Annotated in this window: 21 protein-coding genes; all 21 read left to right on the top strand. The window is 54.2% G+C overall.

The genetic code is table 11. The annotated features are described in order from the left end of the window. Nucleotides 1-174: 174 nt before the first annotated feature. The gene (locus NI21_RS0100235) at nucleotides 175-852 is read left to right on the top strand and encodes an ABC transporter ATP-binding protein (RefSeq protein WP_033124223.1); all 678 of its coding nucleotides are present in this window, start codon (nucleotides 175-177) and stop codon (nucleotides 850-852) included. Further along, nucleotides 849-3,623: an ABC transporter permease gene (locus NI21_RS0100230; protein ID WP_052083724.1), complete on the top strand. Its 2,775-nt coding sequence runs from the start codon at nucleotides 849-851 to the stop codon at nucleotides 3,621-3,623. Before NI21_RS0100235 ends, NI21_RS0100230 begins: the two co-directional genes overlap by 4 nt. Before the next feature lie 176 nt (nucleotides 3,624-3,799). Further along, nucleotides 3,800-4,945 (top strand): aldo/keto reductase, encoded by a 1,146-nt coding sequence (locus NI21_RS0100225; RefSeq protein ID WP_033124248.1) that lies wholly within the window; start codon nucleotides 3,800-3,802, stop codon nucleotides 4,943-4,945. 20 nt (nucleotides 4,946-4,965) lie between these two features. After that, nucleotides 4,966-5,481, top strand: a complete 516-nt coding sequence (locus NI21_RS0100220; protein WP_033124247.1) for a flavodoxin — start codon at nucleotides 4,966-4,968, stop codon at nucleotides 5,479-5,481. Between the two features lie 20 nt (nucleotides 5,482-5,501). Further along, complete coding sequence (locus NI21_RS0100215; protein WP_033124222.1) at nucleotides 5,502-6,269, top strand: carboxymuconolactone decarboxylase family protein; 768 nt, start codon at nucleotides 5,502-5,504, stop codon at nucleotides 6,267-6,269. A gap of 211 nt (nucleotides 6,270-6,480) precedes the next feature. Continuing rightward, nucleotides 6,481-7,398 (top strand): LysR family transcriptional regulator, encoded by a 918-nt coding sequence (locus tag NI21_RS0100210; RefSeq protein WP_033124246.1) that lies wholly within the window; start codon nucleotides 6,481-6,483, stop codon nucleotides 7,396-7,398. Then, complete coding sequence (locus NI21_RS17195; RefSeq protein WP_033124221.1) at nucleotides 7,373-7,645, top strand: hypothetical protein; 273 nt, start codon at nucleotides 7,373-7,375, stop codon at nucleotides 7,643-7,645. The genes NI21_RS0100210 and NI21_RS17195 overlap by 26 nt, the downstream gene beginning before the upstream one ends. Before the next feature lie 190 nt (nucleotides 7,646-7,835). After that, nucleotides 7,836-12,845: an FtsK/SpoIIIE domain-containing protein gene (locus NI21_RS0100200; protein ID WP_033124220.1), complete on the top strand. Its 5,010-nt coding sequence runs from the start codon at nucleotides 7,836-7,838 to the stop codon at nucleotides 12,843-12,845. An 8-nt stretch (nucleotides 12,846-12,853) separates the two neighbouring features. After that, nucleotides 12,854-13,102: a hypothetical protein gene (locus tag NI21_RS0100195; protein WP_033124219.1), complete on the top strand. Its 249-nt coding sequence runs from the start codon at nucleotides 12,854-12,856 to the stop codon at nucleotides 13,100-13,102. A 13-nt stretch (nucleotides 13,103-13,115) separates the two neighbouring features. Beyond that, entirely contained in the window at nucleotides 13,116-13,412 is a 297-nt protein-coding gene (locus NI21_RS0100190; RefSeq protein WP_033124218.1) for a WXG100 family type VII secretion target, read from the top strand. A 17-nt stretch (nucleotides 13,413-13,429) separates the two neighbouring features. Then, nucleotides 13,430-13,759, top strand: coding sequence for a WXG100 family type VII secretion target (locus NI21_RS0100185; RefSeq protein ID WP_033124217.1), 330 nt, complete (start codon nucleotides 13,430-13,432; stop codon nucleotides 13,757-13,759). Nucleotides 13,760-13,772: 13 nt separating this feature from the next. After that, nucleotides 13,773-14,090 carry a hypothetical protein gene (locus NI21_RS0100180; RefSeq protein ID WP_033124216.1) on the top strand — a complete coding sequence of 106 codons (318 nt, stop codon included), beginning with the start codon at nucleotides 13,773-13,775 and terminating at the stop codon, nucleotides 14,088-14,090. Nucleotides 14,091-14,108: 18 nt separating this feature from the next. Further along, a complete protein-coding gene (locus NI21_RS0100175; RefSeq protein WP_033124215.1) occupies nucleotides 14,109-14,384 on the top strand; it encodes a WXG100 family type VII secretion target in 276 nt (91 codons plus the stop codon). 34 nt (nucleotides 14,385-14,418) lie between these two features. Continuing rightward, entirely contained in the window at nucleotides 14,419-14,736 is a 318-nt protein-coding gene (locus tag NI21_RS0100170) for a WXG100 family type VII secretion target (protein ID WP_033124214.1), read from the top strand. A gap of 20 nt (nucleotides 14,737-14,756) precedes the next feature. Continuing rightward, the gene (locus tag NI21_RS0100165) at nucleotides 14,757-15,665 is read left to right on the top strand and encodes a hypothetical protein (RefSeq protein WP_033124213.1); all 909 of its coding nucleotides are present in this window, start codon (nucleotides 14,757-14,759) and stop codon (nucleotides 15,663-15,665) included. Beyond that, nucleotides 15,666-16,028 (top strand): DUF4176 domain-containing protein, encoded by a 363-nt coding sequence (locus NI21_RS0100160; protein WP_033124212.1) that lies wholly within the window; start codon nucleotides 15,666-15,668, stop codon nucleotides 16,026-16,028. Continuing rightward, nucleotides 16,025-16,312, top strand: a complete 288-nt coding sequence (locus tag NI21_RS0100155; RefSeq protein WP_033124211.1) for a DUF4176 domain-containing protein — start codon at nucleotides 16,025-16,027, stop codon at nucleotides 16,310-16,312. The genes NI21_RS0100160 and NI21_RS0100155 overlap by 4 nt, the downstream gene beginning before the upstream one ends. 11 nt (nucleotides 16,313-16,323) lie before the next feature. Next, a complete protein-coding gene (locus tag NI21_RS0100150) occupies nucleotides 16,324-17,139 on the top strand; it encodes a PP2C family serine/threonine-protein phosphatase (RefSeq protein WP_033124210.1) in 816 nt (271 codons plus the stop codon). Between the two features lie 15 nt (nucleotides 17,140-17,154). Continuing rightward, nucleotides 17,155-18,966: a serine/threonine-protein kinase gene (locus NI21_RS15955; RefSeq protein WP_052083722.1), complete on the top strand. Its 1,812-nt coding sequence runs from the start codon at nucleotides 17,155-17,157 to the stop codon at nucleotides 18,964-18,966. A gap of 31 nt (nucleotides 18,967-18,997) precedes the next feature. After that, a complete protein-coding gene (locus NI21_RS15950; RefSeq protein WP_052083720.1) occupies nucleotides 18,998-20,767 on the top strand; it encodes a serine/threonine-protein kinase in 1,770 nt (589 codons plus the stop codon). Nucleotides 20,768-20,798: 31 nt separating this feature from the next. Further along, nucleotides 20,799-23,273: a protein kinase gene (locus NI21_RS15945; protein WP_052083718.1), complete on the top strand. Its 2,475-nt coding sequence runs from the start codon at nucleotides 20,799-20,801 to the stop codon at nucleotides 23,271-23,273. Nucleotides 23,274-23,283: the final 10 nt, after the last annotated feature.

Here is a 23,283-nt window from a genome sequence, read left to right as displayed (position 1 = left end):
GCTTATAAAAGACAGGAGAGGAGCGAATGTCATTTCCTGAAGAGCTGGAAAAACGAAAAGACTGCATTTTTGTTAGGAGTCTGTAAGATTTATCCTCTATACTGAAAACAGAATACGGCGGCAGGGGCGCGTGTCCGTCCCTGCCGCTGGTGCATTATGAAGGAGGACAGGAAGATGGAGATCGTAAGAGCCGCAGGCCTGAAGAAATATTATGTGACAGACACCTATGAGGTCCGTGCCCTGGACGGGGTGACTCTCTGCATAGAGGAGGGGGAATTTCTGGCCGTTGTCGGCACATCGGGAAGCGGCAAGACCACTCTTTTGAACCTGCTGGGCGGCCTGGAGGAGCCCACGGCGGGGGGCGTATGGATACGCAGGAACAGCCTGAAGGATATGACACGGGAGGAGAGAACGGTCTTTCGCAGGAGGAATATCGGGTTTGTCTTTCAGCAGTTCAATCTGGTTCCTATGCTGGATGTGTATGAAAATATCGTCCTGCCCCTGCGGCTGGACGGGGAGGAGCCGGACGAGACCTTTCTGGAGGAGCTTGTGACGGCCCTGGGGATAAAGGAGAAGCTGGGCCAGATGCCCCAGACTCTCTCCGGGGGACAGCAGCAGCGGGCGGCTATCGCCCGGGCTCTGGTCACCAAGCCCGCCATCCTGCTTGCCGACGAGCCCACAGGCAGCTTGGACTCTGTGACAGGCATGGAGGTGATGGGGCTTCTGCGGACCTGCGCGGACCGGTTCCATCAGACCGTGATTCTTGTGACCCACCAGGAGGCGGCTGCCCAGATGGCGGACCGGATCCTCCGCATGTCTGACGGGAAGCTGTCAGGGGGTGAGAAGGTATGAGAGAGCACAGAGGGAGAATAGCCGGGAGCGCCCGGCAGGCTATGAGGATGCTGGCCAGGCGGGGGGCCCGAGCGGCTGCGGGGAGAAACAGGATCCTCTTTTTTGCGGTGCTCTTTTGTACAGCGGCACTGGCCGTGATCTTTGCCTTCTCCACGGGAAGGCTAGAGGCAGAGCGGATCCGCTCTGTCCGGCAGGCGGGGACAGCGGCCTCCACCTGTCTGGAGAGGGCGGACATATCTCAGTATGAGTCTATCCGCAGCCTCTCCTACATTCGGGCTGTGGGGAGAAAGGCCCCTGCCGGCCGGGCAGTGAGCCCCAGGGGAGAGGAGCCCAAGGGGGAGGGCTATGTCTGCCGGCTGTCGGCTCTGGATGAGACCGCCTGGGAGGTCATGGTAAGCCCCGCCTACACGGGGATAGAGGGCCATTACCCCGCCGAAGAGCAGGAGATCATGCTGCCGGTGCGGGCTCTGGAAGACCTGGGGATCAGCCGGCCCCGGGAGGGCATGGAGATTTCCCTGGAGGTGGAGACGGGGCTCTTTGAGAAGCGCCGGGAGACCTTTCTGTTAAGCGGCTGGTACACAGACTACACGGCGGGCTCCGGCCAGGAGGCCCAGGGCTACATCTCTGAGGAAAAGCTGGAGGAGTGGGGAGGCAGCCTGGAGGAGGAGCTGGAGCTTCTCATCCTGCAGAAGGACACTCTTGGCGGACAGCAGACGGAGGAGAGGCTCTACCGGGATGTGGGGCTGGAGACGGAGGATCAGCGGTTCACAGGAGGAAACACGGCCTCCTACGAGGCGGTGAGGCGGCTGGCCGGAGGCTACGGGGCAGCGGCCCTGGCGGCAGCGGTCATCCTGACGGGCATGTTCTTTCTCATCTACAATGTGATGCAGATCTCCATGGCCGGGGATGTCCGGCAAATGGGACTTCTGCACATTCTGGGCATGACGGACGGCCAGCTTCGGGATTTTTATCTGGGACAGCTTAAAGGTCCGATCCTGGGAGGTGTGCTGGGGGGAACTGCCCTGTCCGCCCTTCTCCTTCTTACGTGGGTGCCCACAGCACTGGGAGAGCGGTATCTGGGAGACTGGGGCGGGGCCGAAAGCGTTACCTTTTTCCGGCCCGGCATCCTGGCGGCCTGCGCGGTCTTTGCCCTGCTGTCGGCAGGAGGGGCGGCTCTGCCGGCCATCCTGCGGGTGATCCGCTTAAGCGGCCCGGAGGCCTCCGCCTACACCGGGGGCAGACCGGGAGAGAGGAGAAAGAGAAGGGCGGCTGCCAGAAAGAAAAAGAGGAGAAGACCCTGCTCGCCAGGGAGAGAGCTTGTCTTCATGGCCTGGCAGAACGTGACCCGTCACCGGGCCCGGTTCCTCCTCACCGTCCTGTCCCTGTTCCTCGGGATGGAGGCGGCCCTGGGGGCTCTTGTGGTGGCCCGGGGCGCGGACTACAGGGGCGCTGTGGCACAGAGACCGGATTTTGTGGTGGCGGGGAGCTCCTGCTATCCGGCGGAGGAGGGGGAGGGAGATCTGGGAGGAGACCTGGAAAGGGATCCCTTCCTCACCGGCAAGGATGGATTTTCCCTTCTCTATGACAACGACTATGACGAATTCTCTCCCATCAGCCAGGAGGTAAAAGAGCAGCTTCTGGCCGCGGAGGGCGTGGATCAGAGCAGCGTGAAGCTGGTGGAGGGAGGCTATCTGTCCCCCACCTTCAGCAGGAAGGGGCTGGAGCCCCTGAACGACACAGATGACAGCGTAAAGGAGCTGGAGGAGGAGTACGGAAGCTCCGGACTTCCGGTGGAGGTCATGCTGGGGGCGGATTACTGCACAGTCCAGATCCTGTCGGAGGAGGAGATACGGGAGCTGACAGCTTTTGCCAGGGAGCATGACCTGGAGGTTGACATGGAGAGCCTGGCGGCAGGTACCGGCGTTCTTCTTCTCCACGACCACATCCTGTCCCCGGCCAAGGAAAGGCTGGCCGGGGAGAGCGTGGGGGAGCCTATCACCTTTTCCACACTCTGGACAAAGGAGGAGAGGGAGAGAAGGATGGAGGCCACCCAGGAGGAGCTGGAGCAGATGGGAGAGGTGGAAAGAAAGACCTCCCGGCCACTCACCCTGTGTGGCTACATGGACACGAAGGCGGAGGGTTTCCCGGATTTTCCCAGAAGCTGGCACGGGGAGAACATCCTCTATTTTGTCATCAGCCGGGAGGGATTTGACAAGCTCCCCACAGAGGCTAAGACCCTCCTTGTGGAGATGGACGCAGAGGACGGCCGGGAGGCGGACGTCCAGAGGGATGTCGAGAGGATCACCGCGGCGGAGAACAGGCGGAGGGACGAGGCGGGGGAGGCCGGCGTCTTTTTCATCAGCGCAGAGGATCTTCTTGAGGAGGCCGGAAGCTACATCTTTGTCAGCAACCTGGTCTTTGGCGTCATCGCGGTTCTTCTCATCTTTGCCGGGCTCCTGAACTATTTTAATGTCTGCGTCACCGGAATTTTGTCCCGCCGCAGGGAATTTGACATGCTGGAGAGGATCGGCATGACCAGGCGGCAGCTGCGGTGGATGCTGGTGGCGGAAGGGAGCTTCTATGTCCTGGCCGCGGCCGCCCTCCTTCTGACAGCGGGGAGCGCCATCCTGGCGGTCCTGGGGGCCTTCATGGGGAGTCGGATATCCTGGTTTGCCTTCCACTGGCCTGTGGGCCCGGCGGCGCTGATGACGGCAGGTCTTTTTGTGATCTGCCTGACTGTGCCCTTCCTGGCCTGCAGGAGGGGGAGATAAACCAGAAAGTATATGGAAATAGGAATATGGACAGAAAGAGAAAAGCAGAGACCGGGGAGGAGGCCTCTGCTTTTCGCATAAGTTCCACTTATAGATATGATCGGAAATTGAAATTGCAGTATTTTGAGAGCGATATAAAATATAAAGCAGGAAAATGAAAAGAAAGGATGATGGAAATGGAAAAATATCAGTTTGGTTACGGATGCATGCGACTTCCCCTCCTCAATGCGGATGACCCGGCGTCTTTTGACTATCCTCTGATAGAAAAGCTGTTTGACACCTATATGGAGCGGGGCTTTACCTACTTTGACGCGGCTTACACGTATCACGGCTACCACTGCGAGGAGGCGGTAAAAAAGGCTCTTGTGGAGCGCCATCCAAGAGACAGCTTCGAGCTGGCCACCAAGCTCCCCCTGCGGGATTTTAAAGATGCAGAGGATATGGAGCGCATTTTCAATGAGCAGCTGAAGCACTGCGGCGTGGAGTATTTTGACTATTACCTCCTCCACAACATGGGCACCAATGTCTATGAAAAGTGCCGTAAATACGACGCCTTCGGCTTCGCGGCAAAGAAAAAGGCGGAGGGGAAGATCCGGTATCTGGGCATGTCCTTCCACGACATGCCGGAGCTTCTGGATGAGATTTTGGAACATTACGGGGAGCTGCTTGATTTTGTTCAGCTCCAGATCAACTATGTGGACTGGGAGCAGCCCAACGTGCAGTCCCGCCGCTGCCTGGAGGTGGCCAATAAGTACCACAAGCCCGTGTTTGTCATGGAGCCCTGTAAAGGGGGAACCCTCGTCAACCTGCCGGAGGAGGCGAAGAAGCTGATGAGAGAATATGCGCCGGAGGCCTCCTTCGCGTCCTGGGCTTTTCGATTTGCAGCCAGCCAGGAGGGTGTGGCGCGGGTGCTGTTCGGCATGAACACCATGGAGCAGGTGATGGACAATACAGCCACGTTCAGGGATTTCAGGCCCATCACAGAGGAGGAGATGGCTGTCATCCGCCAGGTGACAGAGATCATAGAGAAAAATACGCCCATCCCCTGTACGGCCTGCTCCTACTGCACCCACGGATGTCCGAAGGGGATCGCCATCCCTGAGTATTTTGCGCTGTACAACAGCATTTCCCGGACTACCGGCAGCTTCTCCAGCCAGGCGGTCTACTATAACAATATCAGCCTGAAGCACGGGAAGGCCAGCGACTGTATCGGCTGCAGGCAGTGCGAGAGGGCCTGTCCCCAGCATCTGCCCATCACCGACTATCTGAAGGACGTGGCGGCAAAGTTTGAGGCAGGCAGCAGTTTCCCGACCAGGAAATAGAAATGGAGGAGGAATTTGCAATGGGAAAGACATTGATCGTTTATTATTCAAGAAAAGGTGAGAACTATTGGAACGGAAGCATCAAGAACCTCACCAGAGGAAACACAGAGATCGTGGCGGAGATGATCGCGGAGATGACAGGAGCTGACCTGTTCCAGGTGGAGACAGTGAAGACCTACGACGCGGATTACTATACATGCATTGAGGAGGCCAAGGCCGAGCTCAGGGAGGGCGCGCGCCCGGAGCTGAAATCTTATATGGACAGCCTGGACGGGTACGATACGATTTTCGTGGGTTATCCTAGCTGGTGGGGCACTATGCCCATGGCCATGTTTACATTTCTGGAGCACTATGCCCTGTCCGGCAAGCGGATCCTTCCCTTCTGCACCAACGAGGGAAGCGGCATGGGCAGCAGTGAGAGAGATTTAAAGAAGGCCTGCCCGGGAGCAGCAGTTGAGAAGGGCCTATCCATCCACGGCGCGGAGGCGGCCGGGTCCAGAGCCCAGGTGGAGGCCTGGGTGAAAAAGACCATGTGAGCATAAGGAGAGTGATAGAGATGAGCATTACAGAGGCTTCAAAAAGGTATCATGAGAGGATGTTCCCGGGATACAAGTCGAAATTCCTGGAGACAGACCCGGAATTCATAGAGCGGTTTGACAACTTTGCCTTTGACGAGGTGGTCAACAGCGATGACCTGGACGACCGGACCCGCATGATGGCCATCCTGGCCACCCTGGTGGGGAGCCAGAGCGTGGACGAATTTCAGGCCATGGTCCCGGCGGCCCTGAACTTTAGCGTGACACCGGTGGAGGTAAAAGAGATCGTCTACCAGGCTGTGGCCTACCTGGGGATCGGCAGAGTCTTCCCCTTCCTGCATGCTGTAAATGACATTTTGGAGCAGCGGGGCGTCGCGCTTCCCCTGGAGCCCCAGGCGACGACGACTACAGAGAACAGGCTGGAGGCGGGAGAGCAGGCCATGGTGGACATCATGGGAGAGTCCATGAGAGGATTTGCCGGCTCCGGACCGGAAGAGAGCAGGCATATCAACAGATGGCTCACAGACAACTGCTTCGGGGATTACTACACGAGGGGAGGCCTGGACTACAGGCAGCGGGAGATGATCACCTTCTGCTTTCTGTCGGCCCAGGGAGGCTGCGAGCCCCAGCTCACCTCCCACGCCGTGAACAATATGATGGTGGGAAATGACAAGGCATTTCTGATCAAGATCATTTCCCAGTGTCTTCCCTTTATCGGCTATCCCAGAAGCCTGAATGCCCTCAGATGTGTGAACGAGGCGGCGGACGAGGTGGGCAATGTGGCGTAGCTGCTCATGAGCGGCAAGGGCGCCTTTATCACAGGCGCAGATTTCCTCGTTGACGGGGGAGCCACAGCCTCCTACTTCTACGGCCCCTTAAGACCGGAGGAATAGAAAGACAAAATACGTCAGACAAAAGTACGCAGTAGACAAACCGCCTTCCTTTTTGCTAGACTGTAACTGAAAAGCAGGTACAGACAGTGAAATGGAAGATGATTTTTTGCTGCTCAGACAGATGAAATATTTTGTGGCTGTGGTGGACCGGGGCAGCTTTACAGAGGCGGCGGAGCAGTGCTATATCTCCCAGTCAGCCATCTCCCAGCAGATACGGGCGCTGGAAAAGGAGCTGGGGGTGGAGCTGATCCACAGGGAGAACCGCCGCTTTTCCCTCACCCCGGCGGGGGAATACTTTTACGCCCAGAGCAGAGGGGTGCTGGAGGAGGTGGATGCGATCCGGCGGCAGACCATCCGCATCGGCCAGGACGATGAGCTCCGGCTGCGCATCGGGTATCTGCGCTGCTACAGCGGCCAGGAGCTCAACCAGGCGGTGGCAGAGTTCTCCCGGCTCTACCCGGAGGTGTCGATCCACATCGTGAACGGGACCCATGAGGAGCTTTATGACCTCCTCCGGTTCGGCGGGGTGGATCTTGTGCTGAATGACCAGCGCAGGGTCTTTTCGGACAAATATGCCAACTATCAGCTCCTCCGCTGCGGCTGCTATGCGGAGCTCTCAGCTGGGCATCCGCTTGCGGGGCAGGCCAGCGTGGAGCTGGAGGATCTGAAGAGGACTCCCTGCATCCTGATCTCCTCCCGGGAACAGCGGAACACGGAGGAGGACTATTTTAAAAATACGCTGGGCTTTGGGGGAACCTTCCTCTTTGCCGAGAACCTGGAGGAGGGGCGGCTGATGGTGGCGGGAAACAGAGGCTTTCTGCCCATCGAGAGCGTGGGGACCCTGCCCCCTGCCGGCGCGGCGATCCGGCGGCTCCCCATCATGCAGGGCGGCAGGCAGCTGGAGAGAAACTACTGCCTGTTCTGGGTCAAGGAGCAGAGCAATTACTATATCGAGGAGTTTGCCCGCATGCTGCGGGGCCTCCTCGGGGAGCCCCGGGATGACTGCCGGAACCAGGAGAGCTGAAACAGCGGGGAGTGATCCGCCAATCGGCCTGTCCAGCCACAACCCGGAGGAGGCTCTGGCGGCGGTAAAGAGCGGCGCCATCGAGGTGCTTATGTTCAGCGTCAATCCCTGCTATGCCCTGACCCGGCCGGCAGTGGCCACGGTGCTGGCCGGAGCCGGGATCGGCGCTCTGGAAGCGTTCATCCGGGAGCTTGGCCTTCCCGCCTATATTGACGGTTTTACGGATACTCTGTATAATGAATATTAAGACAAAAAGATACCAGACGGATTGTTACGAGCTAAGAAATAATATGACACCGGGGGGAACGGACATGGCTAACAGTATAAAAGGAATGGATGAGAAAGAGCGCAGATGACAGAAAGAGTCATTCTGCGCTCTTTTGTGATATGTGGCAGGTCCGGGTCAGACGGTAAGTTATCGTCATAAGGAGGAGAATATGCAAAGCGGCGAGATAAGACTGGCAGTTTACGGAATGAAATATTTCCAGGTGTTTGATCTGCCTCCTGTTTCACAGGAGCAGTGCAGTATCCGGATTTCCGGCGACCTGTTTCAGATACCGGAGGATATTACCCTTCATCTGGAAGCACTGGACGGGGAATGGTGCTTCCCGGAATCCAGGGAGTATTCCGTTCATTGGAAGAACGAAGTGTTTTTCCTGCACAAAGTACATGAAAATGAGATCCTGATGCTGACTTCCAAAAAGGGGAGCCGTTTGCTGATGATAGCCCAGCGGAAAGGGAACACGATTCCCGTGTACCGGAAATTTTCCCTGGATAAAAATCAGACGGTGACGGTAGGAAGCGGCCCGGATAATACCATACAGTTCCAGCGGGCGGGACTGGTGTCCAGACACCATGGCCGCCTGAAAAAGACAGATCGCTGGATTTATGAGGATCTGGGAAGCGCAAATGGCAGCTTCTATAACCATCATCAGTTAAGAGGCTCCTGGATAGCCCTGGAGCCGGGAGATGAGATAGAGATATATGGGCTGCGGATGATTTTTCTGGGAGATATTCTAGCGGTCAGCTCCTGCCAGGAGGCAGTTTACGGAAAAGAGCTGAAGCTGGCAGACAACGAGCGGATTAAATGGCTCTCCAGTCTTCAGCTTTATAGCGAAGAAGAGGAGAGGAACGACGGATACTTTAACAGGCCTACCAGGGTTCTGCCGGAATATGAGATCGAGCCGGTGGAAATCGAAGCGCCTCCGGCACCGAAAAACCAGGGGGAACGATCCCTTCTCATGACCATCGGCCCGTCCATTACCATGGCTATCCCCATGCTGATCGGAGTGATTATCACGGGAATGGGAGGTCTTATAATCGGTCTGATTACCATGCTTGGCTCTGCCGTCATCGGGGCCTTTTGGGCCTGGATGAACATGAATGCCCAGAAGAAAAAGGCGGTGGAGGAAGAGGAGCAGAGATTCCAGGCATACAGTGAATATCTGCAGAAAAAAGAAGAGGAAATTAAGGAGAAGACCAGCCGGAACCTGCAGGAAATGATACGGCAGTATCCGGATGGTGGCAGATGCACCACTTTCGGGACAGATTCCGGGCGGCTCTGGAACCGAAACGATACACAGTCGGATTTCCTGTTTTTCCGTCTGGGAACCGGAGAACGGGATCAGCAGATGGATATCCGGATTCCAAGAGAACGGTTTACCCTGATTCGGGATACCCTGGCGGAGGAACCGGCCCGGATCCGGGATACCTACCAGGTGCTGAAAGGAGCGCCCGTGGGAGTGGATCTGGAAGGCTGCCGGATCCTGGGAATTACGGGAGGAGAAAAGAAGGCCGGGATTTACAGCGTGCTGCGTGCCCTGCTGGCACAGATTACCTCTTCCTGTAGCTATACGGATGTAAAGATGGTGTTCCTCTGTGACAGAAACAGCCCGGAGCAGAGGGAACTTCTGGAAACGGTGAAATGGTTTCCTCATTTGTGGGATGAGGAAAAAAATATCCGGTATGCGGCGGACGGCCCGGAAAGCGCGGCAGGACTTCTTCTGGGAATCAGCCAGATGATCCGCGCCAGACAGAGTCGGCAGTCCCATGGAGGAAATGAGAAAGCGCCCCTTCCCCGGTATCTGATTTTTGTCCTGGACAGAAAGCTGCTGGAAAATACCCCGCCGGAGGAAGCCCTTCTGGATAATGGAGAATATCTGGGAGTTACGACGATTGTCTGCACGGAGCGCAGGGAGGAGCTCCCCAACGCCTGTGAGATTTATATACAGAATGAGGGAACAGAAACGGCCATTGTCTCCGCAGAAGAGGGAATGAGGAAGGTGCGGCCCCTTCATCTGGATGCGGTGAGCCCTCATCAGCTGGGTCAGTATGCCCATACCCTGGCGGCTGTCCAGGTACGGCCCATGGGTCAGAATGCCAAAATTCCGGATACTGTCACGTTCTTTGAGATGTACGGGGTACATACGCCGGAGGAACTGCAGGTGGAAGAGCGGTGGAAGAACAGCCGTGTCTATGAGAGCATGAAGGTACCCTTCGGTGTAAGAGAAGGAGGAAGTCTCTGCTATCTGGATATCCACGACGGCTCTGAGGCCGGGGCGGAGGGCGACGGCCCCCATGGACTGGTAGCCGGAACCACAGGATCCGGAAAAAGCGAGACTTTGCAGACGCTGCTGCTGGCCCTGGCCGTGAATTTCAGCCCGGAAGATTTAAGCTTTTTTATTATTGATTACAAGGGCGGCGGTATGGCAGATCTGTTTACCCGGCTTCCCCATATGCAGGGACAGATTTCCAACCTGTCCGGCAGTGAGATAGACCGGGCCCTGATTTCCCTGAAAAGTGAACTGAACCGGCGCCAGGCCGTGTTCCGGGAAAACGGAGTCACCAAGATAGACACCTATATCCGCCGGTATAAGAACCGGGAAATCCGTCAGCCCATGCCCCATCTTGTGCTGGTGATTGATGAATTCGCGGAACTGAAAAAGGAACGGCCGGAATTTATGAAGGAGGTCATCCATATTGCCACTATCGGAAGAAGCCTTGGGGTGCACCTGATCCTTTCCACCCAGAAGCCGGGGGGCGTCGTGGACGACAATATCAGTTCCAACATGAAGTTTCGCCTCTGCCTGAAGGTGGAGAGCCGCCAGGACAGTATGGATATGCTGAGAAAAGACGATGCCGTCTATATCCGGCAGACTGGGCGGGGCTACCTGAAGGTGGGAGAAGGCGGCACTTATGAGCTGTTCCAGTCAGCCTGGAGCGGGGCGGTGTATGATAAAGACATGGATAACGACAGCACCGAGCTTGCGCGGATGTACCGGCTGACCGGAGAAACCATTCTGGTGGGCAATCACCAGAGGATGAAGCAGAAGAAACAGAGGAAGAAAGAGTGGCTGGAGAGACTCTGGAAGCTTCTGGAAAGGATTTTAATAGAGCAGGGAACCTCCCTGGAAAACTGCCTGGGCAGTACGGGAAAGGGAGAGGCAATCTGCCAGGCCTTTTACCAGGCTCTCTGGAGCCAGGGAACAGAGTATCCCCAGAGCGAGGCCAATACCGGGAAAATATGGAATTTTCTGGAGGCATGCTACGAATGCGGGGCCAGAAAAGGGGAGACAGACGGGGAAGAGCTGGCGGAAAAGCTTCTGGATCGGGCGGAGATAACCGGCCGCAAATATCCGGAGAGCAGGGAAAAGACCCAGCTGGATGCGGTTGTGGACTATATCGCGGATATCCCGGTAAGCCAGGAGAGGAAGGCTCAGCACAAACTGTGGCTTCCGGTGCTTCCCCAGACAATCCCCCTTCAGACCATCCCCAGGTACCAGCAGGAAGAATTTACCGGGGAATGGAGGGGCTTTACCGGAGAGAACTGGAGCCTGGAAGCCGTGGTGGGAATGTACGACGATCCGGAGAACCAGAGGCAGGCTCCGGTAGTGCTGAATCTGGCAGAAAATGGCCACTACGCTGTATGTGGGACCGTGGGCTCCGGAAAGAGTACCTTTTTGCAGACCCTGGTGTACTCTCTGATTACCCGCTACAGCCCGCAGATGCTTCATGTATATGGAGTGGACTTCAGCAGTCATATGCTGGGTGCTTTTGAGGGAGATGCCCATACCGGGGACATCATTTACGAAAATCAGCCGGAAAAACTGGCACGCTTCTTCTATATGATGAAACGGATTCTGAACGAGAGAAAAGCTATTCTGCGGGGCGGAACCTTTACCCAGTATATCCGGGCAAACGGACCGGTGCTTCCGGCCATCGTGATTGTACTGGATCAGTATGGTTCCTTCCGGGAGAAAACGGACAATAAATATCAGGCCGCCATTCTGGAGCTGGTAAAAGAAGGCGCCGCCTGCGGCATGTACCTGGTTATCTCCGCAAACGCTTACGGGAGCAGCGAGCTGCCCGCAGCCATTACGGATAATATCCGGGGCGCCGTCTGCCTGGCCATGAACGATAAATACCAGTATGCGGATGTACTGAAATCCGGCAGAGTGAACATCCTGCCCGATACCCGGTACAAAGGGAGAGGCCTGCTGACTGTGTTCGGCAGAATGCTGGAATTCCAGACCGCAGTGGCCGTAAAGGCGGAGGATGATTACCGGAGACTGGAACTCATTCAGAAGAAGTGCCGGGACATGAGCGGGGCCTGGGACGGCGAGAGGGCGCCGGCAGTGCCGGAGGTTCCCGAAGAGCCGGTTTACAGCGAATTCTCACAGCTTCCCCAGGTAAAAAAGCTGCTGTCCGACGACCGGATGCTTCCCATCGGCTATCACATGGCAAGCGGAGAAGTGGCGGCGCTGGATATGAGCCGGTTCTACTGCTATCTGGTCATGGGAAAACGGAGAACCGGGAAAACCAATTTCCTTCAGACCGTTATCCGGATGGCCGGAGAAAAAGGCGGCAGACTTTCGGTTATTGACGGAAGCGGCGTTCTGGAAAGGACCGCGAAGGAAAGCCAGGCGGTGTATCTGAAGACGCCGGAAGAGATTCTGGAATACTTCCACGGACTGATGCCGGAAATCCAGAAGAGAAACCAGAAAAAGGCGGCCCTTGCGGCAGATGGAATGGACGAAGCGGAAATCTACGAAGAGATGAAAGCGGAAGAGGCCATTTTCATTTTCATCCAGGATATGGAGGCCTTCCTGGATATTCTGTATGAACCGGGAGAAGGGAAGCCGAATATGGCCGGATTCTTTGAGATGCTGGCCAACAAAGGCAGAATGCACCGAATTTACATATTTGCGGAATACCAGGGAGAAGGCGGATACGGAAGCCGCAATAGAGAATTTTTCCGGGCCTTTGTAAAGGACGGGGAAGGTATCCTCTTTGGCGGCGGCGCTTCCGACCAGGATATTCTGGACTTTGACTATATGGGCGGACTGGCTCAGAAGAGCCGCGCCGAGAGACGGGGAACCGGCTGGCTGGCGGCTGGAGAGAATCCTGCCCTTACCGGACGAGTGAAGATTCCCCTGGCAGGAAAGTAGGTGAAAGCATGTTACATGTGGAAATTCAGGTTCCGGCCCTGGAAAAAACATATGAATTCAGCTTAAATGAAAACGCGAAGGTAAAGGTGATCATCGAAGAGATAGCTGCCGTTATCGCCCAGTATGAGCAGAAAACCTGGAAAACAGAGGAAAGTCCCCTGCTGCTGTGCGACTGCGGCAGACACCGGATACTCCCTCTGGGAAAGACGTTGTATGAATGTCGTACAAAGCAGGGCAGTCAGCTGATGCTGATATAGAAGGAGGAAGGCTATGGCACAGACAGTAAAAATAGACACAGCCCAGCTGGAGCGGGACTGCTCCCAGTTTGAGAGCGGGATCCGGGAACTGGAGAAGTGTCTGCAGGAGATGAAGGAAAGCGTGGAGGAGCTGCATCAGTCCTGGGAAGGGCCGAGCCACGATACATTTGTCAGTAACTTTAACCAGAGCTTTGAGCAGATGGTACAGGCTGGACAGAGCCTGACCGTTTATCTGGAGTCACTTCGGCAGTCACAGAGGGACTATACAGGCTGCGAAGAGCAGGTAAGAAATCTGATTCAGAAGCTTTGAGGAAGGGAGGAAACCGTATGGCAGAACTGGTATTTCCGGGAACTGTAAAAATTGACGCAGAGCACCTGGAAAGCAGGGCGGAGCTGGCCACGGAACGGATAGCCCGGTACCGCGCCCAGCTGGAGACCATGAATGAACTGATAAAAAACACTTCCAGTTACTGGGAAGGCGAAGGGAGGGAAGCGTATCGGAAGGCCTTCGAGGAGCGCTTCCGGCAGGTGGAGGACACCCTTCATATGTTTGAAGAATACCCCCAGGAGCTGATGAAACGGGCGGGAATCGCCAGAAGTACTATAGGAGCTGCACAGGCGCTGGCCGAAGCACTTTCGGAATTTACCATGCAGTAGAGGAGGTGACAGTTTGAAAACCAGATGGGAGATAGAGCTTGAGTACAATAGGGCTACCGGGCAGGCCAAAGAACTGGAAAACATTGCCTCGGAGATGAGGGGCCTTGCCTCCAACAGCCTTGGCGCCATGACAGCAGACCTGGTCTCGGGCTGGAAAGGAGAGAATGCTTCTCTTTATATTCAGAAGGTCGATGAACGGCAGGAACAGATGAAACAGACGGCCACCGGCATTGGGAAGATTGCGGAGGCCATCAGGGAAGAGGCAGAAAAAATCAAGAGCCTGGAACTAAGCAGACTGACGGAACACGGCGGCAGCAGCCGGAGTTTTTAAACAGAAGGAGGAAAAAAGATGTCAGGATATGAAGTGAATTTTACAGCCATGAAGGCGGCAGCAGACCATTTGTCAGAGATCTTAAGCGACCTGAGCAAACAGATTGACCGGATGGGAGAGATTGAGTCGGCTATGATGAATGAAAGCGTGTGGAAAGGACCGAAGCGCTCGGAGTATGTAAAGAACTTCGATACTTACCGGGCGGCGCTTACCAGCCTTTACAACAACGGACGGGACCATCTGGTTACCCTGCAGGAAGAAATGACGACCTATGCAAAGCCGGAAAACAGCTAAAAGAAGTACGAAACAGTGAAAGGAGAATATCGAAATGAGTGACGTGATTATTGTAAATCCCCAGAAATTAAGAGAAGCCATCAGTGAATTTGAATCCTGCAAATCCCAGATCAGCAATGATATTTCTTCGCTGGAAAGTAATATTGGCGAAATCCGTTCTGCCTGGAAAGATGAGCAGGCATCCAATACCTACCAGAGTAAGATGCAGAAGCTTGTGACCAATGTAACAGCTGCCAGGGACAAGCTACAGCAGAACATTCAGGATCTGGAAAGCTACACGGGAGAAGTGGAGAAGACTATCAGCGAGGCTCAGGCTAAAGCAGAAAGTCTGGACAGTAACTTTATGGTATAGCATAAGTCGGAGGGAAAAATATGGCGAATTTTTCAGTACAGTTTGACCGGATGCAGAGCGCCATTGCCGAAGAGGATCAGGTGGTTTCCAGGCTGGCCTCTCTGTCGGAGCGGTTAAGCTCCGTAAGCCAGGCGCTGTCCGGAAATTCTACCACAGCCAAATACTGCGGCAGCGTTAAAAAGGCGGCTCAGGAGACGGAAGACCATCGGCAGTATGTGAAGAATCTGGAAACGGTTCTGACAGAAATTTGCACCACCTATCAGAATACCGATAAAAAGGCAGGACAGGCTCTTGCGTCCCAAACTGCAGGGGGCGCTTCCATTTCTTTCCGAAAAGAAGAAAATACTACATCCTCCACAGCCGGCACAGGAGCGGAGGAAGGAATGGATCTGCTGAAAGAGGCAGTAGAAGGGGTAAAGAGCAATAAGGAAAACGCCAAAGAACTTCTGCAGCAATGGAAAACGTTCTATGACGGCCTGGATGAAAAAGAACAGAAAGCGTTGGATAAAGCGGCCAGGAAACTGTTCGGGGATGAACTGATGGATTCCGTGGAATTGAGCGGAATGATCATCAATGGGGACGAATTTAAAGACATTGCCCTGAAGGCAAAGGATGTGGTCATTCCAGGTGACACAGCCTATCAGAAAGCGGTGAAGGAGACCCTGGATTATGTCTTTGACGATGAGACCATGAGCAGAAAAGAAGCAATGGAGGCAAAGGCCCTGGAGCAGTTAAGAGACGGGGACTACCTGGGTGTCGCCGGTACAATCGGTTATGGATTTGTAGACATTGTAATCAGAGGTTCCGTGGAGGTTGTCACGAGCGTAGTGGATTCTACACTTCATATTTCCGATACCCTGGAAACGGGGGGAATGGTTCTGGACGAGGTAGGGAGCTTTGCCGGCGGACTATTTGACTGGGGGAAATAAATGAGCACATTAGAAAAAGAAATGCTTCCAATAGGAAGTGTGGTAAAAGCAGGAGGACAGACGGTTCTTCTGACCGGTTTTCAGAAGGCAGAGATAAATGGAACAATGACCGCAGGATATTTCTGCGTGCCCTGGCCCTATGGCTATCTGGGCGAGGAGTCTCTTTACTTTATCCGGCGGGGCGATATCTCTGAAGTCATCTCCAGGGGATACTGTGACGGGGAAGGAAAAGAGTTCTGGAACTATGTCACAGAGTATGCGGACAGTTTGGAGGCCATGGAGCCCGGGCAGGCCCTTCTTCTGGAGCAGATTCTCCAGGAAATCCGGGAAAAAGCAGAAGAGGACGGAGGAGAGAAGCAGTGAAACACTATCTTCCACTGGGAACGGCAGTCAGGATTACAGGAGAAATCCGTACCGTGATTATCATCGGCTATATGCCTGTCAGCCAGAAGGGCGTGACGGATTATGTGGGGACCGGCTATCCTGCCGGAATGTACGGAAAGAGAAATCTTTACTGCTTTAATGAAAACGAAATTGAAGAAGTGCTGGAAAAAGGCTATTGTAACGAGGAGGAAGAGGGATATCTGGAAAGGCTGGCTCTTCTGGAGCAGGAGGCCAAAAAGGCAGGACTTCTCAGAGAGGAATAACAGGAAAACCCATGAATGTAATCAAGTATTTAAAAGACCTGCTGGGCGCGGAAAAAGAGGCAGGCCCGGTGGGATTCCGTATTGCGGCAGTCAGCCATAAAGGGAAAGTGCGGGGAAATAACGAGGACAATTTCTGCGTTATGGGTACTGTGCTTCCCCTGATGCACGAGGGAACAGAAGGAATTCTGGAGTTTCAGGCGGAGCCGGAAGGCCAGGTGACAGTGGCGGTGTTTGACGGCATGGGAGGGGAGGCGGCCGGAGAGCTGGCCTCCTTTACTGCGGCGGAAAAAATGAGAGAGCTGTCCGGACAGAAAACTTTTTCCGAGGAAAGTGTAAAAGAACTCTGTATGGACCTGAACCGTTCTGTCACAGAAGCTGCTGAAAGAGAAAAATATATCCAGATAGGAACCACGGCAGTGCTGTTTTTTGCAAAAGGAAATCAGTATATTATGGGAAACGTAGGAGACAGCCCTTTCTATCTTTTCCGCAGGGGGGAGCTGACGCTTCTTTCGGAAGCCCATGTCAGCCGGTTGCCCCCGGAGCTTCAGGGCTTTTTGGGAAGAAAGCCTACCCTGACTCAGTTTTTGGGAATGGGGGAAGAGGAAGTCCGGATGGAACCCTTTGTAAAGCAGGGAAGCTGTATGTCGGGAGACCGAGTTCTTCTGTGTAGTGACGGACTGACGGATATGATAGAGGAGGAGGACATAGAAAGCATTCTCCGTGAGGAGCGGAAAACAGCCCGGTGTGTGGAACGCCTGCTGGAGAAGGCTCTTGACCAGGGAGGCAGGGATAATATTACGATTGTTCTGTGTGACATTACAGAGTAGAAAAGAGAGTAGAGTATGGACAAAATCAATCAGATATGGCCGTCCTGGCACACCGTGGAGTTGATTGGCCGGGGCGCTTTTGGAGAAGTATACAAAGCAAAGCGGGAGGAGCTGGGAGAGACCTTTTACAGTGCCGTGAAGATTATTCAGATTCCCCAGGACGAGGGGGAAATCCGGGAGATGCTAAGCGATGGCCAGACCAGCGCCTCCATTCAGTATTACTTCGAATCCGTGGCCCGTGGGCTGCTGAATGAGATTAAGGTCATGGAGACCCTGAAATCCGCGGGAAACGTGGTAAATATCGAGGAGTTTGAAATACAGCAGAAGGAGGACACCATTGGGTGGACGGCCTATATTCGGATGGAGCTTCTTCAGAACCTGAATGACTACCGGAAGGGAAGACTGATGAGCAGGGAGGAAGTGGCAAATCTGGGCCAGGATATCTGCGAAGCCCTGATCTGCTGTGAACAGAGCCGTATCATTCACCGGGATATCAAGCCTTCCAACATCTTTGTGGATCGTTACGGAAACTTTAAACTGGGGGATTTCGGGATCGCAAGGCAGATGGAGAAAACCCAGAGTACTCTTTCCCGAAAGGGAACGGAGCTCTATATGGCTCCGGAGGTGCGACTCGGAGAGAGCGGCAGCAGCTACAATGTGGATATCTACTCTCTGGGGCTGGTGATGTATCGGTTATTAAACAGGAACCGGATGCCTTTTGAGCCTCTGGAAAGTGAGATGCTTTCCTACCAGGAAAAGGAGGGGGCGCTGGTCAGAAGGCTGAAGGGAGAAGTCCTGCCTCTCCCTGTGGATGCAGGAGAGGAGCTGGGCAGAATCATCCTGAAAGCCTGCCAGGCAGACAAAGCGAAGCGGTATCAGAGCGCGGAAGAGATGAAGCGGGACCTGCTGGCCTGGAAAGGAAAAACGGAGACCTCCGCTCAGACAGGAAAAGAGAACCGGACGGAGCAGGCTGCAGAGGAGGCACCGTTTTGGCAGGAAGCGCCGGAGCCCCAGGCAGGGCAGGAAGAATTTTCGGAAGAAACGGTTGCCTTTTTTCAGGAGGAACCCAAAGAGCCGGAGAAGGAAAAACAGCCCAGGCCGGGAAAAGATATCTGGTTAGACAAAGAGATTCGTCCTGGGCAGAAATACATCATGGCACCGGTAGGCGGAAGAAAGATGCAGGTAACGATTCCTCCGGAAATCCGGGAAGGGCAGTCCATCCGGCTGAAAGGAGAGGGGGAGCCCGGGGAAAACGGAGGCCCTGCAGGAGATATGTATTTCCGGATTCACATCCGGGAGGAGAAAAAGCAGGAAAACACGGCGAAAGAAACGCAGAAGGAGCCGGAGAAGCAGGAGAAGCCAAAGGCGGAGGCAAAGCAGGAAGCAAAGAAGCCGAAGGCGGAGAAAAAGAAGAGCGGAGCGGGTTCCGGACGGAAGAACAGGACGTATTTTAAAAATCTGGAAAAGACCGGATCTCGCCAGAAAGACATGGATGAACAGCAGCTTCAGAAACTGCTGATTATCCTTACAATAGTGGGAACACCGGCTTCTATACCGGCGGGCGCTATCTGGGCAGTGCCTCTGATTCCCGTTCTGATTCTGCCGGGTCTTCTGCTGATGAAAAAAAGAAAAGGCGCCGGAGCCTGGCTTGGAGCGCTGGGAAGTGGGGTGGCTTTATTTATGATACTGTCGGATATTATGGGAGTCATGATGATGGTGCCGTTTTTATATGTTCCCGCGATTTTCGTGATTTTTGCCGGCTTTTTCTTTATAATCTGGCTCTGTGTCCGGATAAAGCGCCAGATGACGCAGATTATCAGGAGTTAGATAGTAAAAGACAAAGGACGGGGATGAGAAGATGGACAGAATCAGTCAGATATGGCCGGCCTGGCATACTGTGGAATTGATAGGCCGGGGTGCTTTTGGAGAAGTATATAAGGCAAAACGGGAGGAACTGGGGGAGACATTTTACAGTGCCGTTAAGATTATCCAGATTCCCCAGGGCGAAGAGGAAATCCGGGAAATGCTGAATGAGGGTCAGACCAGCGCCTCTATTCAGTATTACTTTGAATCCGTGGCTCAGGGGCTGATGAATGAGATTAAGGTCATGGAGACCCTGAAGTCTGCGGGAAATGTGGTAAATATCGAAGAGTTTGAAATACAGCAGAAGGAGGACGCCATCGGTTGGACTGCCTATATCCGGATGGAACTTCTGCAGAATCTGAACGACTACCGAAAGGGAAGACTGATGAGCCGGGAGGAAGTGGCAAATCTGGGCCGGGATATCTGCGAGGCCCTGATCTGCTGTGAGCAGAGCCATATTATTCACCGGGATATCAAGCCTTCCAACATCTTTGTGGATCGTTACGGAAACTTTAAATTGGGAGATTTCGGAATCGCAAGGCAGATGGAGAAAACCCAGAGTACACTTTCCCGGAAGGGGACAGAGCTTTACATGGCTCCGGAGGTGCGAGTTGGGGAGAGTAAAAGCAGCTATAATGTGGACATTTACTCCCTGGGGTTGGTGATGTATCGGTTATTAAACCGGAACCGGATGCCCTTTGAGTCTCTGGAAAGTGAGATGCTTTCCTACCAGGAGAAGGAGGAGGCACTAGTCAGAAGGCTGAAGGGAGAAGCACTACCCCTTCCCGTGGATGCAGGAGAAGCACTGGGCAGAATCATTCTGAAGGCCTGCCAGCCGGACAAAGCGAAGCGGTATCAGAGCGCGGAAGAGATGAAGGGGGATCTGCTGCTCTGGAAGGGAAGTCCGGAAGACGCCGCTCAGACTGGAAAAGAAAGTCGGACGGAGCAGGCTGCAGAGGATAAATTGTTCCGGGAGGAAGCTGCGGAGTCCACGGCAAGGCAGGAAGAGTTTTCGGAAGAAACGGTTGCCTTTTTTCAGGAGGAACCAAAAGAGCCAGAGAAGGAAAAACAGCCTAGGCCGGGAAAAGATATCTGGTTAGACAAAGAGATTCACCCGGGACAGAAATATATTATGGCGTCGGTGGGCGGAAGAAAGATGCAGGTAACGATTCCTCCGGAAATCCGGGAAGGGCAGTCCATCCGGCTGAAAGGAGAGGGCGAGTCCGGGGAAAACGGAGGCCCTGCAGGAGATATGTATTTCCGGATTCACATCCGGGAGGACAAAAAGCAGGAAAAAGCGGTGAAAGAAACGCAGAAGGAACCGGAGAAGCTCCAGACGGAAACAAAGCAGGAGGCAGAGAAGAGGACAGAAGCGAAGGCAGAGGCGAAACCAAAGAAGAGAAAGACAGCATCAAAACCGAAAAAAAAGAAAGCCGAGACTAGCTCGCCGGAGATTGATGAAGACGGTATGTTTGGCTTCTTGATTCTGCTTATGATGGTGGGAGCAGCGACATCCGTTCCGGTGGGCGCTATCTGGGCAATACCTTTAATCATTGTTCTGATCCTGCTAGGGCTTCTACTGATGAAAAAGAAGAAAGCCGCCGGAGCCTGGCTGGGAGCATTTGGTAGTGCAGTAGCTCTTTTTATGATGCTGCTTTTTATTGCAGGAGTGGTGCCGCCATTTGTGAGTATTGCTGGCTTTATCTTTATAATCGGTATGTGTGTTAACGTAAAGCAAATTATGACGCAGATTATCCGGAGTTAGAGAGTAAAAGACAAAGGACGGGGATGAGAAGATGGACAGAATCAGTCAGATATGGCCGGCCTGGCATACAGTGGAGCTGATCGGCCGGGGAGCCTATGGTGAAGTATATAAGGCGAAGAGGGAGATTCAGGGAGAAACCTTTTACAGTGCGGTAAAGGTAATTCAGATACCCCGGGAAGAGGGAGAAGTCCGGGAAATGATAAGCGACGGAATGACCAGCCAGTCGATTCAGTCCTATTATCAGTCCATTGCCAAAGGAGTGATGAATGAAATCCGGACGCTGGAGACCCTGAAATCTGCCGGAAATGTAGTAAATATTGAAGATTTTGACGTGCGGGAGCGGGAGGACGCCATCGGATGGGAGGTCTATATCCGGATGGAGCTTCTGCAGAATCTGGACGCCTACCGCAGGGAGCACCCTCTGGATGCCCGGGAAGTGGCGAAACTGGGAGGCGATATCTGTAAGGCGCTGGAATACTGTGAGCAGAGTCACATTATCCACCGGGATATCAAACCTTCCAACATTTTTGTGGATCGGTACGGAAATTTTAAACTGGGCGACTTCGGGATTGCGAGACAGATGGAAAAGACCCAGGGCACCCTCTCCCGGAAGGGCACGGAACTTTACATGGCGCCCGAAGTGCGGTTTGGGGAGAGCGGCAGCAGCTACAATGTGGACCTTTACTCCCTGGGCCTGGTGATGTACCGCCTTTTAAACCGGAACCGGATGCCCTTTGAACCTCTGCCCTCCGAAAAAGAATTTCTCCTTCAGCAGGACAAGGAAGAAGCCCTGGTGCGGCGGCTGAAAGGGGAAGAACCGTCCCCTCCGGCAGATGCGGACCCGGTGCTGGGAAGTATCATTCTGAGAGCCTGCCAGGCAGACAAAGAAAAGCGTTACCAGAGCGCCCGGCAGATGCGTCAGGACCTGGAAAGCTGGAACCGGAACGGGCAGAAGACGGCCTCTGGACCGGCAGACAAGATGGCCGGGGCAGGAACAGAAGCCGGTGGAACTGTGAAAAAAGAGGAAGATACTCCGGTTAAGGAGAGCCGGAACCCGTACGAGGATAGCAGGGGGGACCGCCTGGACGAGACGGTTTCCGTGTTTGGCGAAAGGAAGACAGACTTTTCAGAAACAGACGCGGCCAAGGCAAATTCGACAGAGACGGCAGAAGACCAGACGGCAGGAAATCAGATGGCAGAAGACCAAGGGACAGGAAATCAGACGACGGAGAGTCCGAAGACAGAGGATCAGAAGCAGGGAGAAGAGCCTCCGCTGTATTCCTTCCAGCAGTACAAAAGCACGGATTACGGGAAGCCGGAAAAAAGCGGGAAGAAGAACCGCTATGCCTTTATCGCCGTGGCGGCTGTGCTGGTAGTGGCGCTGGTAGCTGGAATCTGGCATTTTCGGGTTCAGTCTGCAAGAGACAGGCTTTTTGAAACTGCCCAGAGCAGTCTGGAGGCAGGGGATTACGAAGAAGCCAGGACGCGGTTTGAGGAGGGAATGGAAGAATATCCCGAAGATGAAAGGGGATATCTGGGCCTGGCAGAAGTATACGGGGCTCAGGAGGAATATGATGAGGCCCTGAAGGTTCTGGCCGATGGAAGCAGTGCCTGCCAGGATACAGACGGGAAAATTGCCCTGTTGATTTCGAAGATGGAAGAGAAAAAAGCGGATCAGGAATATACGGATAAGATAGAGGAAGCCGATGGACTGGCGGAGGCCGGAGACTTTGAGGGGGCAGAAGCGGCCTACAAGGAGGCCATAGAAATGGATGACTCAAGGACGGAGGCCCCGGGCGGGCTGATGACGCTTCTTATCCGGCAGAACCGTATCGATGAGGTGACAGCTTCTCTGGATGCCGGGGAATACTCTTTTTCTGAAGGCGAAGTAGATGATTTGAAGGATGCCTGTACCCTGCAGCAGATATACAGTATGATGCAGTCTTCTGATTATGCCGGACTATTGGCTTATTTTAAGGGAGACAGGGCTCAGCTTGGAACTGGAATTTACTACTATCAGAACGGACAGAAGCTTGATGAGATTGCGGAAGGATCCGGCATGATTCTCAGCACGTATGGGGTATATGCCGGGGATGTCCAGGACAGCCAGCGAAATGGAAATGGAAAGCAGTTTGGAATCTATGCAGATTCCGATACCCAGTATACCGTGACAGAGGGCGTCTGGAGCGGGGATGCGGCCAATGGGCAGTGCACGTATTCTGAATACAGGGAAGTGGACTCCAATGGCGAAGAGTGGAACTGGACTTATTCCGGTAATGTGTCGGGAAATCTGTTCAATGGCGATATTGCGATCAGCTGGAGTCACCCGGACGGCAGTGATGCGGATTCGGGGACGGCTCATGCCGAGAACGGGACATTTTCCTGCATTCGGGAGGAAGCAGGATCTCAGTATGTGTATGTAGAGGGAGGAAGCGGCCGTTACTGGTTTTACACAAGCGCTGATGACCTTTCAAACCAGGGTATCTGGAAAGCATACATCTATTAAAAAAGAGGGT

Origin of the sequence: Eubacterium sp. ER2 (genome assembly GCF_000765215.1) — a bacterium.
GTDB lineage: Bacteria > Bacillota > Clostridia > Lachnospirales > Lachnospiraceae > Claveliimonas > Claveliimonas intestinigallinarum.
Note: the sequence above shows the minus strand (reverse complement) of the source record. Positions and strands in the feature narration are given on the sequence as shown.